The sequence below is a fragment of the Nonomuraea sp. NPDC049028 genome, from assembly GCF_043197735.1.
GTDB lineage: Bacteria > Actinomycetota > Actinomycetes > Streptosporangiales > Streptosporangiaceae > Nonomuraea.
Genome location: NZ_JBICTR010000021.1, coordinates 52,336 through 76,785, shown reverse-complemented (window position 1 = coordinate 76,785; position 24,450 = coordinate 52,336). Strand labels below are relative to the sequence as shown.

Genomic DNA, 24,450 nt, shown 5'->3' with positions numbered 1-24,450 from the left:
ATGAAGGGACCCACTTCCGATGAGCGACTCGCCCCGTACCCTGCATCAGCGCAAGCAGGACACCCTCGACCGGCTCGCCCAGGACGTCGACGCCTGGGTGGCCACGGCCGATGGCGAAGGCGGGACGCCCTACATGGTGCCGCTGTCCTTCCTCTGGGACGGCGCCACCCTGCTCATCTCCACCCCGGCCGCCAGCCCCACCAGCCGTAACCTTCAGGCCACCGGCAAGGTCCGTCTGGGCATCGGCCCGACCCGCGATGTGGTCCTCATCGAGGGAAGCGTCCAGACGGTCCCGGCCGGCGAGCTCTCCGACCAGCTCGGTGACGCCTTCGCCGCCAAGACCGGCTTCGACCCGCGCCGGCTCAGCAGCCCCTACCTCTATTTCCGGATCCAGCCCCAGCGGCTGCAGGCCTGGCGCGAGGCCGACGAGCTGGAGGGCCGCGACCTCATGCGTGACGGACACTGGCTCGGCTGACGCGCCGCCTGGGCCTGGAACCAGTGGCTAACGTCCCGGGCCGGGCAGGACGCGTTCGACCACGTCGGTGACCAGGTCGTGGATCTGGCTCTCGGGAAAGACGTCGGGCAGCGTGAGCCGTTCGAGGATCAGCCAGTTCAGGGCCAGGTAGAGCAGGACCACGGTGGTCGCGTCGCCGGGCAGGCCGGACTCCGTGTGGGCGGTGATGTTGGCGTCGACGTCGGCGCGGATGCGTTCGGTGAGCAGGCGGCGCAGCTCGGGGCGGCGAGTGGCCTCCAGGCGGAGTTCGAGCAGGGCCAGGTAGCCGGAGCGGAACTGGCTGATCCGGTCCACCAGGTCGTGCATGAGCTCGGTGACCCGGTCGCGGTCGCGCGGTCCCTCCAGCGCGGCGGCCACCATCGTGGCCTCGGGCTCCAGCCGTTCGTAGAAGCGGTGACCGACCTGGGTGAGCAGGTCATCGCGGTTGTCGAAGTAGTTGGAGGCCGTGCCGTTGGGTACCCGCGCCTCGACGTCGACGGCACGGAAGGTCAGCCCGCGCGCCCCTTCGCGGGCCAGTACCTCGATGGCGGCGTCAAGGAGCGCCGCCCGTCGTGCCGGGTTCTGCCGCATGCGTATCTCCTGGATCGGAATTCAAACCACTCCGATCATAGTACTAAGCTGGAGATACGTGAATTTCGTTCACCTGAATTCGAGAACGGTACCCAGATATAACGAGGACCGTGACTCGCATGCATTCGCCCACCACGCCGCCCGGCTGGTTCATCGCCCGGCTTCATCTCGGGGACGAGCGGGGGGTCGCGGCGGCCGCCGCCGTCGTCAACGCCGCTCTCGGCCACGGCGTGCTCACCGTCGACCGGCTCCTGCGGCACATGCGCGATGACGAGAGGGTGCAGTTCCTGGCGGCCTTCCCGCAGGGGTCGATGACGCCGGTGGGAGCGGCCCTGGCCCAGGTGATCGACGATGAGGAATATCGCGCGTTCATCGCCCCGATGCCACAAGGGATCCTCTCCGCCGCGCCGCCGTCCGCCGACGGCCGCCGGGTCGGCATCCTGAGCACCATGGCCGTGGTGCCGTCGGTGCGCCGTCGTGGCCTCGGCACCGCCCTCGCCCTCCAGCGCACGGCCTGGCTGAGGGAGCGGTGCACCGAGGCGTACGCGATGGTGTGGCTACGCGACCGGCCCGGGCGCGCCGACGGGGTGTTGAAGGCGGCCGGCTGGGAGCCGGTGACCACCGTCCGCCGATACTGGGAACAGGCCTCGGTGGTGGGCGACTGCCACTGCCACCGGTGCGGCTCGCCCTGCCGCTGCGACGGCCTGCTGATGCGCCTGCCCCCCGCGCCGACCGGCATCTCTGAGCCGACCGGCACTCCCGAGTGGGCCTCCTGGCCCCCTGGGGCTACCGGCCACCGGTGAAAGGCGGCTCGCCTTCCTTGAGCGGACGGAAGCGCAGCGCCGACCAGACCTCGTCCACGGCCACCTGCCCGTTCGGCCGCAGGTCGTACTCGGCGACGATGGGCCAGAGCGTGTCGCGGTTGATGTCGGCCTTGTTGCCCTTCGGGTAGGCCACCCACAGGGCCGCGGGCCGAGCCAGTCGATCGCGGTGCTCGTCGAGGAGCCGGCGGACCGCGGCGGCGTCGGCGGCGAACAGCACCGCCACGCCCGCCTCGCCCAGGTCGTCGACGTGCCGCGCGCCCTCGGGCAGCGGCTCGACGAGCGGGCGGTGCTCGTCGTCGGAGATCCAGACGGCGGTCCGCGGCTTGACGAGCAGCTTGTCGGCGACGGTCTTGGTAGCCATGTCACGCCCTGCCGTAGGTGAGGGAGAGGACGCCGGTGCTGAGCGTCCGGGAGTCGGCCAGCTGGAGCGGGAGCTGCCCGGTGCCCTCCTCGAACAGGCGCTTGCCGGAGCCGACCACGATCGGGTGGACCAGCAGGCGCAGCTCGTCGAGCAGGCCGTCGGCCAGCAGCGACCGGACCAGGGCTGCGCTGCCGGTGATGCCGATGTCCTTGCCGGGCCGCTCCTTGAGCTCGGTCAGACCGGCCACGACGTCACCCTTGATGATCGTCGTGTTCTGCCACTCGGCGGTGTCGAGGGTGTTGGTCACGACGTATTTGGGCGTGTTGTTCATGCGGTCGGCGAACGGGTTGTCGGCCGGGTCCTGGTGCGGCCAGTGGGCGGCGAACTCCTGATAGGTCTGCCGTCCCAGGAGCATGGCGTCGGACTGCTCCATCTGCGAGCCGACGATCTCCCCCATCTCATCGTTGAAGTAGGGGAAATGCCACTTCTCCGGGGACTCCACGACGCCGTCCAGGGAGATGAACAGGCCCGCCACGATCTTTCTCATCGCTGTGCTCCTTGTCCGAGGTGTCCTCAGCCTCCCACCGAAAAATATAATTGTCAAGAATCCTGCAATGGTCGGCAGGCGTTTATTCGATGGAGGCGCTTTCTTGCCGCTTGTACAGTGATCCACAGCTGTCAGGGGGAGGGATCATGCGCGCGCACTATCCGCGCACTCCTCATTTGCCCTGGTCGCCTGGGGTGACGCCGGACGACGTTCGCGTGGGAGACCTGTCCGGGCTGCGCGGGCGCGAGGTCGTGGTCACGGAGAAGCTCGACGGCGAGAACACCACCCTCTATACGGACGGGATGCACGCCCGGTCGCTGGACTCGGCCCACCATCCCTCCCGGGCGTGGGTCAAGGCCCTGCAAGGGCGGATCGGTGGCCGGATCCCGGCGGGCCGGCGGGTGTGCGGGGAGAACATGTACGCCCGGCACTCCATCGCCTACCAGGAGCTGGACAGCTGGTTCTACGGCTTCTCGGTCTGGGACGACGACCGCTGCCTGGACTGGGACCGCACGGTCGCCTTCCTGCGCGGCCTGGGGATTCCGGTCCCGCCGGTGCTGTGGCGCGGCGCCTTCGACGAGCGGGCGCTGCGGGGGCTGCGGCTGAACCCGGAGCGGCAGGAGGGCTACGTGGTGCGGGCCGTCGAAGGATTCGGGCGGGCGGAGTTCGCGGGGCGGGTGGCCAAGTGGGTGCGCCGGGGGCACGTCCAGACCGGTACGCACTGGATGCACGCGACCGTCGTACCCAACACCCTTGGCCCGGGTGCGGCCCTGTGGTCGGTGCGCTCGGGCGCGGACTGCGAGGTGGGCGCGCTGCTGGCCGCGGTGGACCTCGCCCCAGCCGAAGCAGGGCACATCGCCCCGGAGGCGGTGGCCGAGGTGTCGGCTCGGCTGGACGCGATCGGCCGGTCCGGGGACGCCCGGCTGGCGGGCGTGCTGGCCACGGTGCTGCACTCCGTACCGCGGGCCCGGTTGGCGGCCCGGCTGGCCAGGCCGCTGGGCATGCGGCTGGCACGGCGGGTCGCGGATCTGACCGGGCTGCACGGCACGCTGGGCCGGCCGTACCCGGACGAGGAGCGGCGGGCCGGGCTGGGACGCATGGCGTTGGCCGCCGATCTGGGGGTGCTGCACGCCGTGGCGGCGGCGCGCGTGGACGATGAGGCCGACCATGAACGTGAGCAGGTCGAATGGTCGGCCCTGTACGCCGAGGACGCCGGGCTGCTCGGGCCCGATCCGCTGGAGCCGTTGCGGGCCGGTCTGCGCGAGGCGTTGGCCGGCCTCGGCGGGGAGGCGGCCGAGCGCTGCTGGGCGGAGGCGCGCGACGCCTGGGCCAGGGGAAAGGTCACCACGGTTGAGGAGGCCGTGGCGGCGACCTGGCGGTGGCGGTCGGGGCGGTTCCCCCGGCTGGTACATCTGGTCGGACCGTCAGGCAGCGGTAAGAGCACGTTCGCGGCCGGTCTGACGAAGACAGCCGGGTTGCGGGAGGTCGACGAGGCCGCGTACCTGTCGCTGGACGATCTGCGTGCCGCCAGAGGCTCGCGGGCGAACCAGCGGGCCAACCGGGAAGTGCTCGGCGAGGGGCTGGACCGCCTCGATGCCGCCCTGGCGGCCGGTGGCACCGTGATATGGGACGCCACCTCGCTCAATCAGCACCAGCGTTCCCTGGTCCACGCCGTGGCGCGCCGCCGCGCCGCGCTGACGACGCACGTGGTCGCGCTGGTGGAGGCGGACGAACTGCACCGGCGCAACGCCCGCCGCGCCCATCCGGTGCCGCCGCACGTGCTGGACGATCAGGTGCGCCGGTACGTCCCGCCGTATCCAGGTCAGGCCCATCACACCTGGTACGTCGGAGCGTCCGGGACCGTCGACGACGTGGACGGCGCCTTGGAAGGGGAAGAGGCGTGATGCGTACCAGCGAGGAGATCTACCACTGGGTCCGCTGGGACCGCCGCTTCGACCCCTCGCGTTTCGTGCTCGGCGTCGGCCAGCGGGACGCCGCCCCCAAGCGCATCCCGCTGCCCACTTTCGTACCCGGCGGCGACGTCCCGTGGCACCGGGTGCTGTTCGTCGAGGCGGACGGCGAGCTGATCTGGGACCGCGCCACCGGACTGGACCGGATCGACACCTGCGACGCGGGCCGGGTACGCGCCCCGCGCCGCCTGCGCGCGCCCGTCTTCAGCGCCAGAACCCCGCACACCTGGGACTCGGCCGCCGGCTGGCGGCCCGGCTCGGGGCAGGAAGCGGCGCGGGCGTCCACAGGTGCGGCCGTGCGCGTCCTGACCTGGAACACCCTGTGGGACCGCTACGACAGCGACCGCATCGACACCGCGCGGCGCCGTCCCCTGCTGCTGGCGGCGCTGGAAGCGGCCGACGCCGACGTCATCGCGCTGCAGGAAGTCGAGCCCGCGCTGCTGTCGCTCCTGCTGGCCGCCCCGTGGGTGCGGGCCCGCTACACCGTCGGCACCGACCCGGGCGGCGAGGACGTCGCCGACAGCGGGCTGCTGCTGCTCAGCCGGCTGCCCGTACGGGAGGCGGCCTGGCACCGGCTCGGCCCGCACAAGGCGGTCGCCGCCCTCGCGACCGAGACGGCCGCCGGCCCGCTCGTCGTCGCCACCACCCATCTGACCAGCGACCACACCGCCGACGGCGCGGCGCGGCGGCGGGCCGAGCTCGCCCGGATCGCCGAAGGGCTGGCCGGCGTAGAGGGTGACCTGGTCCTGATGGGCGATTTCAACGACGGCACGGACGTTTCCGCGTCGGCGCTGGGGCTGCGCGACGCCTGGAGGGAGGCGTACGGGTCCGGCGACGACACGCCCACCTTCGACCCGCGCGCCAACCCGCTGGCGGCGCTGTCCTCGCTGTCGGGGCGGGCCGCCCGGCTGGACCGCGTGCTGGTGCGCGGCCGCTCCCGGACCGTCGCGGCCGTCCTGCGCGGAGACAGCCCCGATCCCGGTGGGCTGTACGTCTCCGACCACTACGGGGTGGAGGCCGTCCTTGACGTCACGGGCAGCGCGCCCGCCGGGGTGCTGGACATGGCGCCGACCGCGCGTACGGCGGTGGCCTGGATTCCGCCGGAAGAGCTGTGGGCACCCATCCAGGCGGTGCGCCGGACGCACGATCCGCAGGTGCACCGGTGGCCGCCGCACGTCAACCTGCTCTTCGGGTTCGTACCGGAGCCGGCCTTCGACGCGGCGGCGCCGCTGCTGGCCGAGGCGGCCGCTGAGGTCCAGCCGTTCGCGGTACGGCTGGAGGGGATCCGCTCCTTCCGGCACCGCCAGGACGCGACCGTCTGGCTCGACCCGGCCGCCGCCGACCCCGCCCCATGGGCCCGCCTGCGCCAGGTCCTCCACCAGCGCTTCCCCCGCTGCGTGGGCCGCGCGGAGGGCTTCACACCGCACCTGACCCTGGGCCGCGTGAACGCGCCCGACCATGCGGGCATCCGGCTCGACGCGATGACCGCCCGCGTCGGGGCCGTCGTGCTGCTGTCGCGGCGCGGGGACGAACCCATGCGCCCGCGCGCGGTGATCACCCTGGGTACGGGCGAATTCCGCTGGCTGCCCGAACCCACCGTCCCCGAGCGCACTGCCGCCGCGCCCGCGCTGGTACCCGAACCCACCTCGCCCGAGCCTGCTGCTGCCGCGCCCCAACTCGTACCCGAGCCCACCTCCGCCCCGTCCGCGCTCGACCCCGAGCCTGTTCCGGACCTGGACGGCCTGGCCGATCGCGTCACTCGCCGACTGGCGGAGGCGCTGCGCTCCGGGATCGTCCACGTCGCGGGCTCCCGACGTATGGGCTGCGCGCTCCCCGCAGCCGACTTGGACCTGGTGGCGGCACTCCCCGACGGGGAAGAGCCCGGCCTGGACGTGGCGGCGCGGGTGCGGGCGGCGCTGCCTGAGGCCGTCCGGCTGCGGCAGGTGGTCGGCGCACGGGTGCCGGGCCTGCGCCTGCGAGTGTCCGGCCTGGACGTCGACCTGATCGTGGTGGCAACCGGCCAGCTCCCTCCGGCGCAGCTGGTGTCCCGCCGCGCCGAACTGGGTGAGGCGGCGGCCATCGCCCTGAGCGCCGTCAGCGACGCGGACGCGATCCGCGCCGCGGTGGGCGCCGCGCACGAGCGTTTCGCCCGCCTCGCCCGCCGGGTGAAGGCGTGGGCTCGGGCGAAGGGCCTGGACGCGGCCCCGTTCGGTGGCTTGCCCGGTCTGGCTTGGACGGTGCTGGCCGCCCGCACCGTCCTCGATGTCGCGGACGGATCCGACACCGACCTCCTACGTCATTTCTTCAGCACGTGGGCCGCCTGGGACTGGCACGAACCGGTCACCCTCACCCCCGCCGCCAACCCACCGACCCCCACCACGATGACGGTGATGACGCCCAGCGCTCCCGTACGCAACTGCGCCCGCCACGTCACCTCCGGCGGCCTGGACCTGCTCACCCGGGAGCTCTACCAGGCATGGGAGCTCACAGAGAGCGGCCGGTTCACGGAGTTGCCCGCCCCACCGCCCCTTCACCGCCGTCACGCGGCCTGGGCGGTGCTGACCGTACGCTCCGAGGAGCTCGACGCGGCGCTCGGCCGCGTCAGAGGGCGCATGCTGGAGTTGCTGACCTGCCTGGAAGAGGCCGGGGTGCCGGACGTACACGCCTGGCCGCGCCCGTTCGAGCGCGGCCCCCGACAGGCCCGCTACGCGATCGGCCTGGGTCACACGCCTCCGCAGGCCACCCAGCTCGGCGAGATCACCGGCCGATGGGCCAGGCACATGTCCGGCGTCACGGTCGAACGGGCCGAGGGCGGCGCCGTACCGACCCTGAGCTAGAGGCCCGCATCTGCCCCCATGCGGGCCTCGACACTCGCGTCAGGCCGGGACGTCCCCCAGGCGGTCGGCCCAGCCCATCCGCTCCAGCGCCACCCGCAGGAGCGGCTGCCCCTTCTCCACGACCTCGTACTGCAGCAGCTCGGCGGTGTCCTCATTGATGATCATCCGGAACTCCACCCCGTCGTCCCCCGCCGTCGACAGGGCGACCCCGGTACGCCCCACCGCGTCGGTGACCCGGCCCCGCGAGGTGATGCCGTCCTGGCCGGCCAGCACCTTGAACAGGGCGGAGCGGGTGCCGGGCGTGATCGGCGCGGTCATCAGGTCCACGCCCGTCTGCCACAGGTAGACGCCTCTGTCGAGCCGGGCGCTGTTGGGGCTCTGCTTGAACAGGGTGTCCAGGCGGCGCCGCAACGCGTTCTCGTCGGTGGGCAGCCGCGCGATGTTCTGGATCGTCAGAGTCGGGTTGTCGATCGACAGGATCCGCTCGCTGCTGTCGTCGCGAGTGGTGGGCCGCTTCTCCGTCAGGGCGGGTGAGCCGGCGGCCTTCCAGTCGGCCTCGTCCTGCGGGGAGCCGAAGGTGACGCTCACGTCCGGGTCTCGTACGAAGCGGCTGGCCGCGCCCGGCTTCATCGCGCGCCAGGTGTCCTGTGTGTCGGTGGTGAACGCCAGGTACGGAAGCTCGGACTGCTTGAGCTCAGTGATCTTCCCGGTGATCTCCTTGCGCAGGGCGGCGAGCTCGCCCGGCTTGTCCTTGAGCTCTTTCTCCTTCCGCTGCTGCTCGGCCAGCAGGGCCTTGACCTGGGTCAGGTAATCGCCCGGCACGACGTGCACCTTCGCGAAGGTGCGCTCGCGGAGGTACCAGTAGCGGCCGGACGTGGCCGGCTCACGCACCGCGGTCGCGGCCGCCGCGAGCAGGAACGTGCGGGCGTCCACCGGTTTGTCCGCGATCGCGGTCCGCGCGGTGCGCGGCAGGGTGGGAGACGTGGTGGCGGTCGGGGGCGCGGTGCTTGAGCCGGTCACGACGATCACGGCCGCCGCGGCCACTCCGGCCGCGGCCGTGCCCGCGACCAGCAGGAACGGGGCCCGGATCCGGCGCCGGGACGGGCGCGCGGAGCGGGGCGTCCGGAAGGCGGCGGCCAGGTCGGCCGCGCGGCGCCGCCGGTGGGCCTCTTCTGTCATCTCGTCCAGCTCCATCGGCTTGAGCTGGGCGAACAAGCGGTCGGTCATATCATTCTCCGATCAGGTCTCTGGGTGCTCTTGGAACCGGCCACCGGCCGTACGGGTCGCAGAGGTCGTACGGCCTTGCGGGCGCGTGCCGCCCGGCTCCAGGCGCAGCGCGGTGGCGAGCCGTTTGCGCGCGCGATGGAGCCGCACGTTGTACGTCCGGACCGAACAGCCCATGACCGCGGCCGCCTGCTCGGGCGGCAGGCCGTACCAGGTGGCGAACACCATCGCCTCCACGTCCTGCTCCGGCAGGGCCGACAGCGCGGCCAGCGCGCTCTCCCTGTCGATGACGTGGTCGGCCACGTCCCAGCCGACATGGTCGCGCGAGGTGGTCAGCGCCGTGATCCGGTCGACCAGAGCCTGCCGGCGGTGGCGTGAGTCGCGCTGCTTGGCCAGCAGGTTGCGCGCCACGCCGAGCAGCCACGGCAGCGGCGGCTCGGGCAGGTCGTCCAGCCGCCGCCAGGCGACGAGGAACGTCTCACTGGAGACGTCCTCGGCCGCATCACGCTCGGCGCGCAGCAGCGCGTAGCCGAGCACGCTCCGGTAGTGCCGGTCGTAGAGGTCGGTGAATCGTTCTTGAGGATCGTCCACACCCAGTAGTCCCTCCGGCCGCTCCCGGATTACCGCACCCCACCCGAAATCTCGTCACCCACCCGCTTTGCGGGCCCAGAACAAGGCGTGCCCGCTGTCTCCTTCAGGGACGAACGCCTCCGAGGTGACCTCCAGCCCAGCCGCCCGCAGCCAGGTCCGGTAGGTGGCCGCGTCCGCGTGACTCCACCACATCGTCGTGGCGCCGCCGAGCCAGCCGTCCTCGGTACCGGTCCAGGACTCCCAGCCGGTGGTGACCAGGAACCGGCCCGAGGGCCGCAGCCAGGCGGCGACGCGCCCGATGAGCGCGGGCTGGTGCTCCAACGGCATGTGGATGAGGGCGTACAGGCACACGACCGCGTCGAAGGAGGCGTCCGGCAGGTCGAGGGCCGTGGCGTCGCCCCGGACGAAGGTGGCGGCGGGCACGAGACGCCGGGCCCGCTCGATCTGGACGTCACTGAGGTCGACGCCCGTCACGTCGTGCCCGGCCGCGGCCAGCGAGCGGGCGACGGGAACCCCGCAGCCGCAGCCGAGATCCAGCACGCGGGCCCGTGGCGGCAGCCGGGAATGGAGCTCTTCGAGCCACGGCGCGTACTGGCCGTCGTCGTCCTCGTCGCCCCGGTAGCGGTAGGACAGCGCGTCGTAGCCGCGCCGGACCAGATCGGTTTCCTCGCTCATGCGGGTCAGGCTATGAGTGGATCACATGCCAGGGGTGGAGAACGGCCGGCCGTCGCAGCGGCGCCTGGTCGTCTCGCAGGTAGGCGGTGGCGGCGGCGCTCGCCTCCCGGCCGGAGGACTGACCCACCTGGTACTTCGGAGCTACGCCAAGGGTGCACTCCCCAGAGGGAAGCCGACCACAAGGGGCGATCCGTAGCTTCGCCGCCATGTCATCCTCCCAGCTCATCCAGCGGATCGAGGCGTCGACACCGGCCGGCCGCGACCGGGGTGTCGACGCGCTGCGCGCCCTGGCGATCCTCGGGGTGGTGCTCGGCCACTGGCTGGTGACCGCCGTGGTCGTCGGCGACGGAACGGTGCGCGCCGCCAGCCCGCTCAAGCACCTGCCCGAGCTCACCCCCGTCTCCTGGGTGCTCCAGACGCTGGCGGTGTTCTTCCTGGTGGGTGGGCAGGTGGGGGCGAAGGGTTACACGAGCGCCCGCGCTCGCGGCATGACGTACGGGCGGTGGCTCGGCGGGCGGATGGCCCGGCTGTTCCGGCCGGTCGTGGCCGTGCTGGTGGTGTGGGCCGTGGTCGCGGGCGCGCTGCTGGCCTCCGGGGTCGCCCTGGACACCGTGCGCGTGCTGGTCAAGCTGGTGCTGTCGCCGATGTGGTTCCTGCTGGTGTTCGCGGTGCTGACAGCGCTGACCCCGCTGGCGGCCCGGCTGCGTCCGCTGTGGCCGCTCGCCGCCGTCCTGCTCGTCGACCTGATCCTGTACTGCCTGGACGGGCCGGCCTGGCTCGGCTGGGTCAACGTGGTGGCCGGGTGGCTGGTGCCGTACTGCCTCGGCGCGGCCTGGGCCCGCGGCGACCTAAGCGGCCGTGGGATGGGCTGGGCGCTGCTGCTCGGCGGCGCGGCCACCGCGGCCGGGCTCGTCCTGTGGGCGGGGTATCCGGCCGCCATGGTCGGAGTGCCCGGCGCCCCGGTCTCCAACCTCGACCCGCCCTCCCTCGCGGCCGTCTGCTTCGGTCTGGCCCAGTGCGGGGCGGCCCTGCTGCTGCTCGGCCCGCTACGGCGGGCGTTGCGCCGCCCGGCCGCCTGGGCGGCGGTGGCGCTGGTGAACCAGTCGGCGATGACGATCTTCCTGTGGCACCAGACCGCGCTGATCACGGTCACCGTGGCCGGGCTGTTCGTGAGCGACGCGCTGCCCGGTCTGCACACTGCCCCTGACGGCTTCGGCTGGGTGCTCGCCCGGCTGGGCTGGCTGCCGGTGTTCGGGGCGGCGTTGCTGGTGTGCTGGGCCGTGGCCCGTACCTACGAGCAGAGGTGACGCGGTCACACGGGTACGGGCTGCCGCAGCCCGGGGGCCAACGTCAGGGTGACCGCGACCGAGGCCGCCGCCATCACCGTTATCGCCGTCGCGGGCGAGGTCAGCTGCGCGACGGCACCCGCGAGCGCGGCGGCCACGCCCTGCATGGTGACCATCCCCGAGGAGTGCAGCCCCAGGGCGTGCCCGCTCAGCTCCTCCGGGGTCAGTGCCATCAGGCGCTCCTGGAGCAGCAGGCTCGCCGAGTACCCCGCCGAGGCGAGCACGATGGCCGCCACCGCGACGGGCAGCGCCGGGCGCAGGACGAAAATCAGGTACGGCAGGGCGAGCAGCAGGCACAGCGGCACCCGGAGCCGCTCCCTCCACAGCGGCGGCACGAACCGGCCGGCCACGACGTCGCCGGCCAGCATGCCGAGCGCGGCACACGCGAACAGGAGTCCCGCCTGCTCAGGCGCGTACGGCACGAAAAGAGACTCGCAGCCGACGATCAACCCGTTGGGCACCCACATGGCGAGGTAGACGTAGCGGCGCGGCTTGGCCGACCACAGCCGGGCGTTGTCCCGCCAGGTGTCGGTGATCGACGGCCGTCCGGCGGCCCGCGGCGGCCGGCGGCTGAGGCCGAAGCGGGCCACGGCCGCCGCGGTGAGGTACAGGGCCGCGCCGGTCAGGAGCGCGCCGCGCGGTGACAGGACGGCCACGAGCACGCCGCCCAGCGCGTACCCGCAGATCTGCACGGCGCCGTCGGACATGTTGAACATCGAGCGGCCGAGCAGGTACCCCTCCCGCGTGAGGATCTCGTTGAGCAGCCCGTAGCGCACTCCCCCGCCCAGCGAGGCGATCAACCCCTGCCCCAGCAGCAGCGCGAAGACGGCCCACACCGCCAGCCCCGGAACGGCCTGCGCGGCGGTGACCAGGCCGAAGACCAGCGCCAGACCCGTCAGCGCGGCCCGCGGCGGTAACCGGTCGGCCGCCGACAGCAACGTGGCCGCCCCGATCACCTGAACCAGGGCCGGGCCGAACATGGCCAGAGCCGACAGCAGCGGCGACCCGGTCGCCGAGTAGATCAGCGTTCCCAGGGCCAGCCCGCTCACCGTGTGGCCGGCCCCCTGCGCGGCGGCGGTCAGGAACAGCGGCGTGAACTCGGGCGTCCGGAAAAGATCGCGATAGGTGCGCATGGCGGAAAGTGTCGGGGGCTCCCCCGGCGAGGCGTTAATGTTTCGCAGGGGGGCGAAACCATGGGCTGGTGGCAGGTCAACGCGGACACGCTGGCGGGCAGCCGGTTCGTCGTCTCACCCCTGGCCGAGGCCACCGCGAGCCTGAAGACCCTGGAGCGGGGCACGGCCGCGCATCCGGGCGAGCGCGCGTGGCTCGACGCCCACCTGCCCGCCTACCGCGCCCGGCAGGCCCGCGACCCGATCGCCGCGCTGCTCATCCAGGCCGCCCTGGGCCGCAACTGGAACGCCGACTTCCTCACCCCCACCCCCTCCGACGACGCCGAGCCCGTCTTCGAACAGGAGCTCGCGCGCATCCGCGACACACCGCCCGAGGCCGCCCGCGCGGACCTGACCGTGTCGCTCGGCGGTCCCCTGCCCGCCCGGCTCCACCGCGCCGACCTGCCGCGACGCACCGCCGACGTGCTGGAGTGGGTGTGGAGGCAAACGGTGCTCCCCTACTGGCCGCGCCGCCGGCGGATCATCGAGGCCGACGTCATCGCCCGCACCGCGCGGCTGAGCCAGGGCGGCTGGGCGGCGACCCTCGACGACATGCGCCCCGGGATGCGCTGGCTCGGCGAGAGCCGGCTGCAGATCAGCACCTACGACTACCCGCCGCGCGAGCTGTCCGGGGCGCGGCTGATGTTCGTCCCCGTCACCCCGAGCCAGACCTGGGTCTCGTGGGACACGGCGCACCGGCACGCCGTGGTGTACCCGTGTTCCGGGGCGCTGGCCGAAGCCGGTGGCGCGCCGGTGCCCGAGGCGCTGGGCAGGCTGCTCGGGCCCGCGCGGGCCAATGTCCTGATGCTGCTCGACACCCCGAAGAGCACGACCCAGCTCGTCGCGCTGACCGGTCAGGGCCTGGGCTCGGTGGGCCGTCATCTCAAGGTCCTGCTCGACTCGCGGCTGGTCCGGCGCCGGCGGGCCGGACGGTCGGTGTTCTATGACCGTACGGACACCGGGCAGGCGCTGGTGAGCGCGCAGTCAGGCGGCTGAGTCGTTTGCCGTTGTGGCAAGGTGGATTTCATGGACGATGACGGGCCGGCCCTGGACGATGTTCTGCATGCCGTCGGGCCGCGGCTGCGGACCCTGCGCCAGCAGCGCGGAGCCACCCTGACCGAGCTGTCGGACTCGACCGGCATCTCGATCAGCACGTTGTCGCGGCTGGAGTCCGGGCAGCGCCGGCCGACCCTGGAGCTGCTGCTGCCCTTGGCGCGCGCCCATCAGGTGACACTGGACGAGCTCGTCGACGCGCCGCCCACCGGGGACCCGCGCGTGCAGCTGCGCTCGTTCCAGCGCTTCGGCTCCACCTTCATCCCGCTCACCCGCCGGCCCGGCGGGCTTCAGGCGTTCAAGCAGGTCATGCCGCCGAACTGGCCCGGCACCGAGCCCGATCCCCGCGTACACGAGGGCTATGAGTGGCTCTACGTCCTGGCCGGGCGGCTGCGCCTGGTCCTCGGCGAGCACGACGTGATCCTGACGCCCGGCGAGGTGGCCGAGTTCGACACGCGTATCCCGCACTGGTTCGGCAACGCCGGCCCCGAGCCGGTCGAGCTGCTGTCCCTCTTCGGCCCGCAGGGCGAACGCCTCCACGTCCGCGCCCAGCCCACCGGGAAGTGAACGGTCTGCGTCATGTGCTCGCGGCGCGCTGCTTCGCCGCGAGCGTCTTGCGCCAGTGCTCGGCCAGCTGAACCATGTCCTCACTCGTGTGCTTGAGGAACTGGCCCACATACTCTGACCGGGAGCCGGCGGGTGTGGTGGCGCCCAGGATCTCGGCTCCCTCCAGGGCGGTGTTGGCCAGCGTGAGGTTTCTCTGCGCGCTCATCAGGAACGCCTGGTACCAGACGTCGTCGTCGATGATGTAGCGCTCACGCCGCCGCCGGGCGTCGCGCTCGCGCCTGATCAGCCCCTGCTCCTCGAGGTAAGCGACGGCCATGGAGACCGACGCCGGGCTGACCCGTAGCCGCTGGACCAGCTCGGCGGCGGTGAGGCTGCCGCTGTCGGTGATGTACAGGCAGCTCAGCACTCTGGCGATCATTCGCGGGAGTCCCTGCTGGACCAGCAGCGCCGTGACGCGTTCGGTGAAGTCGTGCACCGCTTTGGGGTCGCGTCCGTATGCGGCGGTGGCGGCGGGCGCGGCCGGCGCCGAGGGGGTCCGGCGACGGCGCGCGCGCCCTTCGGTCGCCTGATGCGCCTGATCGGCCCGGTAGCCGCCCGACCCGCCGTTGCGCATGACCTCCCGCGTGATGGTCGACGTCGGCCGGCCGAGGCTCCTGGCGATCTCGGCGTAGGTGAGCCCATCGGCCAGTCCCGCGGCGATCTGCCGGCGGTCCTGGTTGGTCAGCCTGCCTCCTGGCATCTGTCTTCGCCTCCTGCGGCTCGATCCGGTGGACATTATTGCGTTCGCCTCCACTCCATTGCAACTTAGTAGTTGCATTCAGGCGCAGATCCATTGCAACTCTTGTCGCCTTTCACCAGTAAGAACGCCAAAATGCCCGATGGAACACATTGACATTTATATGAATGCAACGTAGCTTTTGGCGAGTTCTGAAGGCGTACTATCGCGACTTGAAGGAGTAAAGATGACCGACCTGGCAGGGCTTCCCATGGCGCGCCCCGCAGGCTGTCCCTTCGACCCGCCCGAGGCGCTGACGCGGCGGCAGCCGCTGAGCCGGCTGGCCTTCCCCGACGGGCACATCGGCTGGCTGGTCACGGGCCACTCCCTGGTCCGCGCGGTGCTGGCCGACCCCCGCTTCAGCTCACGGCACGAGCTCATGCGCTCCCCGATGCCCGAAGCGGGCACCATGGACCAGCCCCCGGCCGCGCCGCCTGGGATGTTCATCGGGATGGACCCGCCCGAGCACACCCGCTACCGCGGCCTGCTCACCGCGAAGTTCACCGTCCGCCGGATGCGCCTGCTCACCGAGCGCGTCGAGCAGATCACCGCCGAGCTCCTGGACGCCATGGAGCAACAAGGCCCGCCGGTGGACCTGGTGACGGCGTACGCGCAACCCATCCCCGCGCTGATGATCTGCGAGCTGCTCGGCGTCCCCTCTGCCGGTCGCGAGTCCTTCCAGCGTCACGCGGCGACGGTGAACGACAACGACACCACGCTGGAAGAGCGCTACGGCGCCTTCGCCGCGCTGCAGGAGACCCTGCGCGAGCTCGTACTCGCCAAGCGCGCCGAACCCACCGACGACCTGCTCAGCGACCTGACCACCGGCGACCTCACCGATGAGGAGCTCACCAACATCGGGGCGCTGCTGCTGGGCGCCGGTCTCGACACCACCGCCAACATGCTCGCCCTGGGCACCTTCGCCCTGCTGTCCCACCCCGGCCAGCTCGCCGCCCTGCGCGCCGACCCGGGCATCACCGACCAGGCCGTCGAGGAACTGTTGCGCTACCTGAGCATCGTCCACAGCGGGATGCGGACGGCGCTGGAAGACGTCGAGCTGGACGGTCACCTGATCAAGGCGGGTGACACGATCGTCGTCTCGGCTCTGGCCGCCAACCGCGACCCGGCGAAGTTCGCCGACCCCGACCTCCTCGACCTGCGCCGGGACGCCGCCGGGCACACCTCCTTCGGCCACGGCGTCCACCAGTGCCTCGGTCAGCAACTGGCCCGCGTCGAGATGCGGGTCGCCTTCCCCGCGCTGGTCACCCGCTTCCCGACGCTGCGCCTGGCCATCCCGCCGGAGGACGTGCCGCTGCGCGACCACTCTGATGTGTACGGCGTGCACCGGCTACCGGTCACCTGGGACGAGGCCTGACCGATGGAAAAGATCTTCTCGCTCACCCGCACGGCCCGCGTGATCGCCGGCATGGCGACAGTAGCGGCGAGCATCATGGCGGCCCCCGAGGCGTCCTCAGCGGCCATCGCCCCCGGCCATGCCGAGGTCCAGCGTGCGCTCGACCGGGCCGTGACCGAAGGCAGTCTTCCCGGCATCCTCGCCGAGGTCCGTGACGGCCACCGGTCCTGGTTCGGCTCGGCGGGGGTGGCCGATACCCGAACCGGTCGAAAGCGCCTGCCGCAGGAGCGGTTCCGCATCGGAAGCGCCAGCAAGGCGTTCACGGCGACGGTGATCCTGCAACTCTCGGCCGAACACAGGCTGAGCCTCGACGACACGGTCGAGAAGTGGCTGCCCGGGGTGGTGAAAGGCAACGGCAACGACGGCGGCGAGATCACCATCAGACAGCTGCTCAACCACTCCAGCGGGATCTTCAACTACGGCAATGACGAGGAAGCGTTCGCCAAATTCGTGGGTCCGGAGTTCTTCAAGCACCGCTACGAGAAGTACCGTCCGGAACAACTCGTGGAGATCGCCATGTCCCATCCGCCCTACTTCGGGCCTGGCCAGGGCTTCGGGTACTCCAACACCAACTACATCCTCGCCGGGATGATCATTGAACGGGTGACCGGCCGGACGCTCGCCGGCGAGATCTCGCGGCGGATCGTCCGCCCGCTGGCTCTGACCGGGACGTACTTGCCGGGCGACGACACGGTGATCCGCGGGCCACACGCGCGGCACTACTCGACGCTGTTCGTCACCGGCCCCGACGCCAAGGTCTACGACGTGACCGAGATGAACGCGTCCACGGGCTGGGCGGCCGGCGGCATGGTGTCGACGGTCGGGGATCTCGACCGGTTCGTCAGCGCGCTGCTGCGCGGCCGGCTTCTCGCGCCCGCCGAGCAGCGGGAGATGTTCACCACCGTCTCGACAGGGAGCGGATGGATCCCCAACACGACGTATGGGCTCGGCGTCTTCTCGCAGAAGCTGTCGTGCGGCGTGACGGTGTGGGGTGCCGCGGGCGCCATCAGCGGCTCGTATTCGTACGCGATGGGCAGCCGCGACGGCAAGCGCATGGTGGCGAGCAACGTGAACGGCGACTGGAACAATCCGATCGGCACACTCACCGACGTGCTTCAGTCGGAGTTCTGCCCAGCCGATCCGGCCTGAGCGGCTTCGCGAGGCGTTGACGTCCTGAGCGAGGTGGCGCCCAAGGGCCAGGTACAGGTGGACGAGCACCTCGTGGCGCTTCGGCTTCGCCATCGACGACACCGCGCTGCGGCCGCCCGAGCCGGACAGCATCGAGGCCGCCTTCGCCCCCAACCTCACCCTGCACACCGACCAGGGCATGACCAGCGTCGCCAACCTCCTGCACCCTGCCCGGCCGATCCTGCTCGACCTCGCCGACCGCCCCGAACTCCGCGAAACCGCCCAGGACTGGCGGCAACGCGTCGACATCCACACCGCCAAGACCGATCAGAGACCCGCCGATGTCCTGCTGATCCGGCCGGACGCCCACATCGCCTGGGCCGCGACCCTCGACGAACCCGCCGGCGACGCCGTTCCCGCGCTGCGCGAAGCACTATACGGCTGGTTCGGCACACCCTGAATTCGGCGGCGCCGCCGCCCTTGGGCTGCCCTCTATCGGGGTGCGTGGTCGCCGGTGGCGATGAGGGCGGACAAGGCGGTGGTGAGGGTGGCGGTGTCGAGGGGCTGGTCGTGGATGAGAGCGTGGAGGAGGACGCCGTCGATGAAGGCGGCGATGGCCTGGGCGGTGGCATGACCGGTGCGGGGGGCGAGCAGGTCGGTCAGGCCGTCGAACCATAGGCGGGCGGCGGGCCGGAGTTCGGGCCGGTGGCTGGCGGCCAGATACAGCTCGTCTTGGATGCGGTGGCGCTGGGGCGCGGCGAGGTAGGCGGTGGTGAGCTCGGCCAGGGCGGCGGCCAGATCGGTGGCCTCCCGCAGGTCACCGGCCATCTCCTCCAGGCCCTGGCGAGAAAGGGCGGCGATGTGTTCCAGAGCCGCTTGGACGAGGTCGGCCAAGTCGGTGAAGTAGTAGGTGGTAGAGCCCAGGGGGACCTCGGCGGCCGCGGCGACCTTGCGATGGGTGAGGCCGCTGACGCCTTCCCCGGCGATGAGTCCGGCGGCGGCCTCGACGATGGCGCGACGCCGGCCGGATGGATCGCGGCGGCTCGACGTGCCGCTCCCGGTTTCGCTCAATGCGCCCCTCCCAGGTTCAGCGTGACCACTCCGGCGATCACCAGCGCGACTCCGAGCACCTTGGTCGCCGAGATCGGCTCACCCAGGAGCAGTACGCCGATCATCACGATCAGCGCCGTGCCCAGCCCGGCCCACACCGCGTAGGCCACTCCGATCTGCAGCCCTCGCGCGATCCCCTGCGCCAGGGCCACGAACGACACCGCATAGCCGGCCAGGCAGGCCACCGTCGGCCACAGCCGGGTGAACCCTTCCGTGCTCTTCAGCAGGCTGGTGGCCACCACCTCCGCCGCGATCGCCAACGCCAGGAACGCGTACATCACCATGATCAGATACCTTTCGTGTACGTTTGTACATGTACAAACGTACACGAAGCTCGGCGGCGGCCTTCCCTCAGGGCAAGGCAGGAGAAGGGCTGCCGGAAGGAGATCGTCATCAGGGAGATCGGCGTTGTGCGTCGAGGCGGGCTCTGCCCAGCTCGCAGAACTGGGCGCCCTCATACGCCTGAGAGCGGCGATAACCGTAGGGCAGGCCCCGGGCTCGGCCAAGACGTTGGGAGGGTTGTTGGGATAGGTCAGAATGCCTGATGTGATTGTGGACAAAGCGATCTACTGCAACGGCGTGCGCGAGACCATCAGCGGCGACATCAGCGATGCTTTTGGTGACGCCCGAGCCAGAGGCGACTGCTTCTTGTGGATCGGCCTGCACGAGCCCACCCAGGAGGAGTTCGACCTCATCACCCGCGAGGTGAAGCTGCATCCGCTGGCCGTGGAAGACGCCATCCACGCCCACCAGCGGCCCAAACTCGAACGCTATGACGACACCCTGTTCGTGGTGCTCAAGCCGCTGCTGTACGTGGAGGAGAGCTCTGACATCGAGGTCGGCGAGATCAACCTGTTCCTGGGGAGCGACTTCGTCATCAGCGTCCGCCACGGCAAGGCCAACCCGCTGGCCGGGGTGCGTCGGCGCATCGAATCCGATCCCGAACTGCTGGCCGCCGGACCCTCCGGGGTGCTCTACGCGATCTGCGACCAGGTCGTGGACACCTACTCACAGATCTCCCACGAGATAGAACACGACCTCATCGTCCTGGAGCGACGTGTCTTCAGCGGCGAGCAGGCCGATGTCACCGAGGACATCTACTCCCTCAAGCGCGAGGTGCTGGAGTTCCGCACCGCCCAAGATCCGCTGGTGCCGGTGCTGGAGGAGATCGTCAAAGGCCGGGTGGAGTTGTGCACCGCCGTCCGCGACCAATTCCGTGATGTCCTGGACCACCTGCTCCGCGTGGACGCCCAGGTCGACGAGCACAATGAACTGCTCACCAGCGCCCTGAGCGCGCATCTGGCCCTGGTGAGCCGGGAGCAGAGCGCGGCGGCCATTCAGCAGAACATCGACATGCGCAAGATCTCCTCGTGGGCGGCCCTCATCGCCGTCCCGACCATGATCGCCGGGATCTACGGCATGAACTTCGACCACATGCCCGAGCTGCACTGGCTGCTCGGCTACCCGCTCAGCCTGAGCCTCATGGTCATCGCCACGTTCATCGTCCACCGGTTGCTGCGCAAGAGCGGGTGGCTGTGAAACCCGCCAGCTTCTCGCTGGGCCGGCTCCTCACGCCGCGGTTCTCGCCTGGATCGTCTTGCAGACCATCATCGTCTTGCTCGACCCCTGCGGCTCCGGTCCCGTGCCCTGAGCAGGGCGCCCAGCCGGCGCGACGGGCGAGGTCTCCGCGGCCTGGCATCGCCTGTCGGCATAGAGGTGAGGGGTTGGCGACCAGGTCGCAGCGATGCCCGTCATCCCCGAGGTGCGGGCCCGCCCAACGGCGCGAGCGGGCCCGCATCCACGGCGAGAAACGCATCCTAGGCAGGGCGGTCGATCGGCAGGCCGAAGGAGGGGAACAGGTCTGCCCGGTGGAATGCGAGCACTGAGGAGACTCCCGCCTTGGTCAGCGTCAGCACCTGCAAGTAGCGCGCATGAAAGCCACCGTCGCGACCGCGGGCGTACAGGGCGAACGCGGGCTGGCCGTTCGCCGATGTCTCCACCATGATCCGCAGCCCCTCGCCAGGAGCCACTTTCGCCGCAAGCAGGCGCAGTACGTTCTCGCGGCCGTTGAACCAGGTGGGGATCGGGGGCATCTCCCACCTGATGTCCTGAGTCAGGAGGCCTTCCAGAGCGACCAGATCCGCCTGCTCGAAGGCTTTGGCGTACTGGTCGAGCAGAGCACGGCGCCCGGGCTCATCTGGCTCGCTGAACTGGTCTTCGGCGGGTGTGATCTTGGCGAGCTCCGCACGTGCGCGCTGCAGCGAGCTGTTGACCGCCGCAGTTGTCGTGTCGAGCAGCGCGGCCACCTCCGACGCCTGCCAGGCAAGGACATCACGGAGAATCAGGACTGCGCGCTGTCGCGGCGGGAGGTGCTGCAACGCGGCGACCATCGCCAGCCTCAGGCTCTGCCGAGTCCCGACGACCAGAGCCGGGTCAGTGCTCAGCAGGTGATCCGGGAACGGCTCGAGCCAGCTCGTCTCCAGCGCCGGCGCGTCCACATCGTCCGGATCGGTGCCGGGAGCACCCAGCGCTGAGGGCACCAGGCGGCGACTGCTGTGCCGCAAGGCGTTCAGGCAGAGCCGTGTGGCGATCCTGTAGAGCCACGTCTTGACCGACGAGCGCTGCTCGAACTCCGCGAATCCCTTCCAGGCGCGCAGGTATGTCTCCTGTAGTACGTCCTCTGCGTCGTGCAGCGAGCCGAGCATCCGGTAGCAGTGCGCGACCAGCTCACTTCGGTATTGCGCGAACTCGTCCTCCAGGTTCACACCGGCTCCTCGACTGGCTCCGGCCGAGCGCTCGGAGCGCCGGGTTCTACGCTACGTCGCACCCAGCGCTGCTCGACGGTCGTCCGACTCTTGCAGCTCACGAGAGGTCCTCCAGAAAGTCGCTGTCACAAGTACTGACAACGGCGAAGGCCCCGGCTCATCGCGGCGATTAGTTGTCGGCGCCCGTGTTGTCCACACCAGTGACAGCGAACCAATCGAGGAGAGCCTGATGAGCTCAGCAGTGATCCGCTACCAGACCAAGCCGGAATCGGCCGAGGAAAACCAGCGACTGATCGAGAACGTCTTCGCCGAACTGGCCACCGCGGCGCCGGCCGGGCTGCGCTACACCAGCTTCCGGCTGGCCGACGGAGTCACCTTCGTCCATGTCGTGAACGGCGAAGGCCTGCCTGAGCTGGCCTCCTTCGAGGAGTTCCAGCGTGAGCTCGGCTACCGGCTGGCCGACAACGTCACCCGCGAGGAGGCCACCCTGATCGGCTCGTACGCCGGCGCGGTGGTGACCGCCCGCACCCAGGGGTCGTCTTAAAGATCGTTAGATGACCGCCATTTCAGCCGGCCGGGAACGAGGCAGGTCACGACTCCAGGAAACGCAGCACGGCCAGCACGCGGCGACTGTAGCCGGTGTGGTGTGACAGGCCGAGCTTGTCGAAGAGTGAATTGACGTGCTTCTCCACAGCACTCTGTGACACGTGCATGGCGTGGGCGATCGAGGCGTTCGTCAGGCCCTGGGCCATGCGTTCGAGCACGTCTCGCTCCCGAGGGGTGAGCCGGGCGAGCGGATCGAGCTGGGTGGTGCGGGCCAGCAGTTGGCGTACGACCTCGGGATCGAACGCCGCTCCCCCGGCGCCCACCCGGTCGAGCGCGTCGAGGAAGTCGGCCACCTGCGCCACCCGGTCTTTGAGCAGGTAGCCGACGCCTTCCACGTCGCCGCTCATCAGCTCCGTCGCGTATTTCTTCTCCACGTACTGCGAAAGGACCAGGACCTTGACGGCGGGCCAGCGGCGCCTGATCTCCAGTGCGGCGCGCAGGCCCTCGTCGGTGTGGGTCGGCGGCATTCGTACGTCGACCACCACGATGTCGGGTTCGTGCGCGGCCACCGCTTCGACCAGAGCGGGACCGTCGCCCACGGCGGCGGGCACCTCGTGGCCCTCCTCCACGAGCAGCCGGAGCAGGCCCTCGCGCAGCAGCGTCGAGTCTTCGGCCAGGATCACTCGCACGGCAGCTCCGCCACGATCGTCGTCGGGCCGCCCGTCGGGCTGACCAGCTCGAACCTGCCGTCGAGCGCCGCCACCCGGCGCGCCAGGCCCGACAGCCCGCTTCCCGAGGCGGTCGCGCCGCCCCGGCCGTCATCTTCGACCCGCACGACGATCATTGTGCCCTCCCGGTGCACGTCAACGGTGATGAGCGTGGCTCCCGCGTGCTTGGCGGCGTTGGTCACCGCCTCGCAGACGACGAAGTAGGCGGCCGTCTCCACTCCCATCGGCGGGCGCGCGGCCAGCTCGCAGGACACCTTGACCGGCACGCTCGATCGCTCGGCCACCCCCGCCAGCGCCTCGCCGAGGCCGAGGGAGTCGAGGCCGCTCGGGTAGACCCGCCAGGCCACCTCGCGCAGCTCGGCCAGCGCCTGCTGCGCTTCCTCGTGAGCCTGGTTCAGCAGCTCGGGACGGCCGCGCCGGGATCGGCCGATCAACATCGACAGGGCGACCAGGCGCTGCTGGAGGCCGTCGTGCAGGTCGCGTTCGATCCGGCGGCGCTCGGAGTCGACGGCCGCCACGATCCCGGCCCGGCTCTCGGCCAGCTCGACGATCCTGCGTTCGAGTCTCTCGGTGGGGTCGGGGCCGAGCACGCGCTGGGCCAGCCGCCGTTCGAGCGAGTAAACGCCCACCAGGCCCGACAGGTTCAGGAAGAGCAGCAGGAACCCGGCCAGGGTGAAATAGAGCAGGATCGGCAGCGTGGGTGCGATGCCGTCGAAGGTGTCGCCGCTCGCCCAGGCCCAGGCGAGCCGGCCGACCATCACCACCCCGAGCAGGAGCAGCCCCACGACCAGCCCGCCCAGCAAGCCCGCCGGAACGCGGAGCGCCAGATAGCGTGGGGCCCGCCCGCTCACGTCGAACTCCGTCGCGTCCAGGCGCAGGCGCCGTGTCTCCAGCAGGACCAGCCGCCTGGCCGCCGCCCGCGTGTTGGGAGTGCCCAGGAAGGGCAGCGCCACCACCAGGAACACCATGTCGACCAGGGCGGTGGCGGCGCCCAGCGACACCGCCGCCAGCAGCCGCAGGCCCTCAGCGACGGGACGCATGCCGCCCCTTGCGGCGCTCCGCCACTCGCACGCCGATGAACACGAGCACCGCCAGCACGACCACGCCGATCACGACGTTGGTGCCGACTCCTACGTATGCCTCCACCAGTGACCAGTTTTCGCCCAGGTAGTAGCCGGCGAGCACGAACACGGTGTTCCAGATGAGGCTGCCGACGGTCGTCAGCAAGGTGAACGTGAGCAGCGGCATCCGTTCCACCCCCGCCGGGATGGAGATCAGGCTGCGGAAGATGGGGATCATGCGCCCGAAAAAGACCGCTTTTTGGCCGTGCTTGAGGAACCACGCCTCGGTCTTCTCGATGTCGGAGACCTTCACCAGCGGCAGCTTGGCGGCGATGGCCAGCGTGCGGCGGCGGCCGAGCAGCGCGCCCACCCAGTAGAGCGCCAGCGCGCCGGACACCGACCCCGCCGTGGTCCACACCAGCACCTCGAGCAGGTCCATCTGGCCCCTGCTGGCGGTGAAGCCCGCCAGTGGCAGGATCACCTCGCTGGGCAGCGGCGGGAACAGGTTTTCCAGCGCGATCGCCAGGCCCGCCCCAGGGGCGCCCAGAGTCTCCATCAGCGCGATGAGCCATTCAGTCATGTTGTAGAGGCTAATCAAGATCCAAAGTGGTGGTAATGAGGTGGGCGGCAGATCTGGGCTGTGGTAAACCACAGGGTGATTCGTACCGTACACTG

Annotated in this window: 25 protein-coding genes and 1 pseudogene; 12 read left to right on the top strand and 14 right to left on the bottom strand. The window is 70.9% G+C overall.

Translation table 11 applies throughout. The features are described from left to right. The first annotated feature begins 19 nt into the window (after positions 1–19). Entirely contained in the window at positions 20–475 is a 456-nt protein-coding gene (locus ACGFJ2_RS54995; RefSeq protein WP_393482688.1) for a pyridoxamine 5'-phosphate oxidase family protein, read from the top strand. Positions 476–502: 27 nt separating this feature from the next. Here the strand turns inward: ACGFJ2_RS54995 and ACGFJ2_RS54990 are convergent, their stop codons facing one another. Further along, positions 503–1,084 carry a TetR family transcriptional regulator gene (locus tag ACGFJ2_RS54990; RefSeq protein WP_358201907.1) on the bottom strand — a complete coding sequence of 194 codons (582 nt, stop codon included), beginning with the start codon at positions 1,082–1,084 and terminating at the stop codon, positions 503–505. A 119-nt stretch (positions 1,085–1,203) separates the two neighbouring features. Between ACGFJ2_RS54990 and ACGFJ2_RS54985 the strand changes: the two genes are divergently transcribed. Continuing rightward, entirely contained in the window at positions 1,204–1,887 is a 684-nt protein-coding gene (locus ACGFJ2_RS54985) for a GNAT family N-acetyltransferase (protein ID WP_393482838.1), read from the top strand. Here ACGFJ2_RS54985 and ACGFJ2_RS54980 read toward each other — a convergent pair. Next, positions 1,871–2,269, bottom strand: a complete 399-nt coding sequence (locus tag ACGFJ2_RS54980; protein WP_357956945.1) for a hypothetical protein — start codon at positions 2,267–2,269, stop codon at positions 1,871–1,873. The genes ACGFJ2_RS54985 and ACGFJ2_RS54980 overlap by 17 nt on opposite strands. A gap of 1 nt (position 2,270) precedes the next feature. Continuing rightward, positions 2,271–2,816, bottom strand: a complete 546-nt coding sequence (locus ACGFJ2_RS54975; protein ID WP_393482684.1) for a dihydrofolate reductase family protein — start codon at positions 2,814–2,816, stop codon at positions 2,271–2,273. A 146-nt stretch (positions 2,817–2,962) separates the two neighbouring features. Here ACGFJ2_RS54975 and ACGFJ2_RS54970 point away from each other — a divergent pair, with 146 nt between their 5' ends. After that, positions 2,963–4,720, top strand: a complete 1,758-nt coding sequence (locus tag ACGFJ2_RS54970; RefSeq protein WP_393482681.1) for an RNA ligase family protein — start codon at positions 2,963–2,965, stop codon at positions 4,718–4,720. Beyond that, a complete protein-coding gene (locus ACGFJ2_RS54965; protein ID WP_393482835.1) occupies positions 4,720–7,623 on the top strand; it encodes a poly(A) polymerase in 2,904 nt (967 codons plus the stop codon). The genes ACGFJ2_RS54970 and ACGFJ2_RS54965 overlap by 1 nt, the downstream gene beginning before the upstream one ends. Positions 7,624–7,662: 39 nt before the next feature. Here ACGFJ2_RS54965 and ACGFJ2_RS54960 read toward each other — a convergent pair whose 3' ends face one another. From ACGFJ2_RS54960 to ACGFJ2_RS54950, 3 genes are read right to left on the bottom strand one after another with little or no spacing between them, the layout of a single operon-like run. Then, complete coding sequence (locus tag ACGFJ2_RS54960) at positions 7,663–8,850, bottom strand: CU044_5270 family protein (RefSeq protein ID WP_393482678.1); 1,188 nt, start codon at positions 8,848–8,850, stop codon at positions 7,663–7,665. A 12-nt stretch (positions 8,851–8,862) separates the two neighbouring features. Continuing rightward, positions 8,863–9,438: a sigma-70 family RNA polymerase sigma factor gene (locus ACGFJ2_RS54955; RefSeq protein WP_357956953.1), complete on the bottom strand. Its 576-nt coding sequence runs from the start codon at positions 9,436–9,438 to the stop codon at positions 8,863–8,865. A 54-nt stretch (positions 9,439–9,492) separates the two neighbouring features. Next, entirely contained in the window at positions 9,493–10,113 is a 621-nt protein-coding gene (locus ACGFJ2_RS54950; protein ID WP_393482676.1) for a class I SAM-dependent methyltransferase, read from the bottom strand. Between the two features lie 206 nt (positions 10,114–10,319). On the opposite strand from ACGFJ2_RS54950, the gene ACGFJ2_RS54945 reads away from it, so the two are divergent. Next, positions 10,320–11,420, top strand: a complete 1,101-nt coding sequence (locus ACGFJ2_RS54945; protein WP_393482673.1) for an acyltransferase — start codon at positions 10,320–10,322, stop codon at positions 11,418–11,420. Between the two features lie 5 nt (positions 11,421–11,425). Here ACGFJ2_RS54945 and ACGFJ2_RS54940 read toward each other — a convergent pair whose 3' ends face one another. Beyond that, the gene (locus ACGFJ2_RS54940; RefSeq protein WP_393482670.1) at positions 11,426–12,592 is read right to left on the bottom strand and encodes an MFS transporter; all 1,167 of its coding nucleotides are present in this window, start codon (positions 12,590–12,592) and stop codon (positions 11,426–11,428) included. Between the two features lie 60 nt (positions 12,593–12,652). On the opposite strand from ACGFJ2_RS54940, the gene ACGFJ2_RS54935 reads away from it, so the two are divergent. Together ACGFJ2_RS54935 and ACGFJ2_RS54930 are read left to right on the top strand one after the other, a co-directional pair. Beyond that, positions 12,653–13,624 (top strand): transcriptional regulator, encoded by a 972-nt coding sequence (locus ACGFJ2_RS54935; protein WP_393482667.1) that lies wholly within the window; start codon positions 12,653–12,655, stop codon positions 13,622–13,624. A 30-nt stretch (positions 13,625–13,654) separates the two neighbouring features. Then, positions 13,655–14,248: a helix-turn-helix transcriptional regulator gene (locus tag ACGFJ2_RS54930; RefSeq protein ID WP_357956963.1), complete on the top strand. Its 594-nt coding sequence runs from the start codon at positions 13,655–13,657 to the stop codon at positions 14,246–14,248. A gap of 10 nt (positions 14,249–14,258) precedes the next feature. Here ACGFJ2_RS54930 and ACGFJ2_RS54925 read toward each other — a convergent pair whose 3' ends face one another. Then, positions 14,259–14,987: a MarR family transcriptional regulator gene (locus ACGFJ2_RS54925; protein ID WP_357956965.1), complete on the bottom strand. Its 729-nt coding sequence runs from the start codon at positions 14,985–14,987 to the stop codon at positions 14,259–14,261. Between the two features lie 223 nt (positions 14,988–15,210). On the opposite strand from ACGFJ2_RS54925, the gene ACGFJ2_RS54920 reads away from it, so the two are divergent. The 3 genes from ACGFJ2_RS54920 (at position 15,211) to ACGFJ2_RS54910 (ending at position 18,025) form a co-directional block, all read left to right on the top strand. Continuing rightward, positions 15,211–16,398: a cytochrome P450 gene (locus ACGFJ2_RS54920; RefSeq protein ID WP_393482662.1), complete on the top strand. Its 1,188-nt coding sequence runs from the start codon at positions 15,211–15,213 to the stop codon at positions 16,396–16,398. Between the two features lie 3 nt (positions 16,399–16,401). Next, a complete protein-coding gene (locus tag ACGFJ2_RS54915; protein WP_393482659.1) occupies positions 16,402–17,586 on the top strand; it encodes a serine hydrolase domain-containing protein in 1,185 nt (394 codons plus the stop codon). 91 nt (positions 17,587–17,677) lie between these two features. After that, entirely contained in the window at positions 17,678–18,025 is a 348-nt protein-coding gene (locus ACGFJ2_RS54910; protein WP_393482832.1) for a hypothetical protein, read from the top strand. A 32-nt stretch (positions 18,026–18,057) separates the two neighbouring features. Here ACGFJ2_RS54910 and ACGFJ2_RS54905 read toward each other — a convergent pair whose 3' ends face one another. Continuing rightward, entirely contained in the window at positions 18,058–18,636 is a 579-nt protein-coding gene (locus ACGFJ2_RS54905) for a TetR family transcriptional regulator (RefSeq protein WP_357956971.1), read from the bottom strand. Next, positions 18,633–18,959, bottom strand: coding sequence for a multidrug efflux SMR transporter (locus ACGFJ2_RS54900; RefSeq protein WP_357956973.1), 327 nt, complete (start codon positions 18,957–18,959; stop codon positions 18,633–18,635). The genes ACGFJ2_RS54905 and ACGFJ2_RS54900 overlap by 4 nt, the downstream gene beginning before the upstream one ends. Before the next feature lie 262 nt (positions 18,960–19,221). Between ACGFJ2_RS54900 and ACGFJ2_RS54895 the strand changes: the two genes are divergently transcribed. Then, positions 19,222–20,214 carry a magnesium and cobalt transport protein CorA gene (locus tag ACGFJ2_RS54895; protein WP_358201850.1) on the top strand — a complete coding sequence of 331 codons (993 nt, stop codon included), beginning with the start codon at positions 19,222–19,224 and terminating at the stop codon, positions 20,212–20,214. Positions 20,215–20,492: 278 nt separating this feature from the next. Here ACGFJ2_RS54895 and ACGFJ2_RS54890 read toward each other — a convergent pair. Further along, positions 20,493–21,461: pseudogene (locus tag ACGFJ2_RS54890) on the bottom strand (sigma-70 family RNA polymerase sigma factor); the annotation flags it as partial. A gap of 208 nt (positions 21,462–21,669) precedes the next feature. On the opposite strand from ACGFJ2_RS54890, the gene ACGFJ2_RS54885 reads away from it, so the two are divergent. Then, positions 21,670–21,984 (top strand): hypothetical protein, encoded by a 315-nt coding sequence (locus ACGFJ2_RS54885; protein WP_357956976.1) that lies wholly within the window; start codon positions 21,670–21,672, stop codon positions 21,982–21,984. A gap of 46 nt (positions 21,985–22,030) precedes the next feature. On the opposite strand, the gene ACGFJ2_RS54880 is transcribed toward ACGFJ2_RS54885, so the two are convergent. Genes ACGFJ2_RS54880 through ACGFJ2_RS54870 form a run of 3 tightly spaced genes read right to left on the bottom strand, consistent with a single transcriptional unit; the run spans position 22,031 to position 24,355 of the window. Continuing rightward, a complete protein-coding gene (locus ACGFJ2_RS54880; RefSeq protein WP_357956978.1) occupies positions 22,031–22,675 on the bottom strand; it encodes a response regulator transcription factor in 645 nt (214 codons plus the stop codon). Further along, on the bottom strand, positions 22,666–23,754 hold the full coding sequence (locus ACGFJ2_RS54875; protein ID WP_393482654.1) for a sensor histidine kinase: 1,089 nt from the start codon (positions 23,752–23,754) through the stop codon (positions 22,666–22,668). Before ACGFJ2_RS54875 ends, ACGFJ2_RS54880 begins: the two co-directional genes overlap by 10 nt. After that, positions 23,738–24,355 carry a DedA family protein gene (locus ACGFJ2_RS54870; RefSeq protein WP_358201829.1) on the bottom strand — a complete coding sequence of 206 codons (618 nt, stop codon included), beginning with the start codon at positions 24,353–24,355 and terminating at the stop codon, positions 23,738–23,740. Before ACGFJ2_RS54870 ends, ACGFJ2_RS54875 begins: the two co-directional genes overlap by 17 nt. Positions 24,356–24,450: the final 95 nt, after the last annotated feature.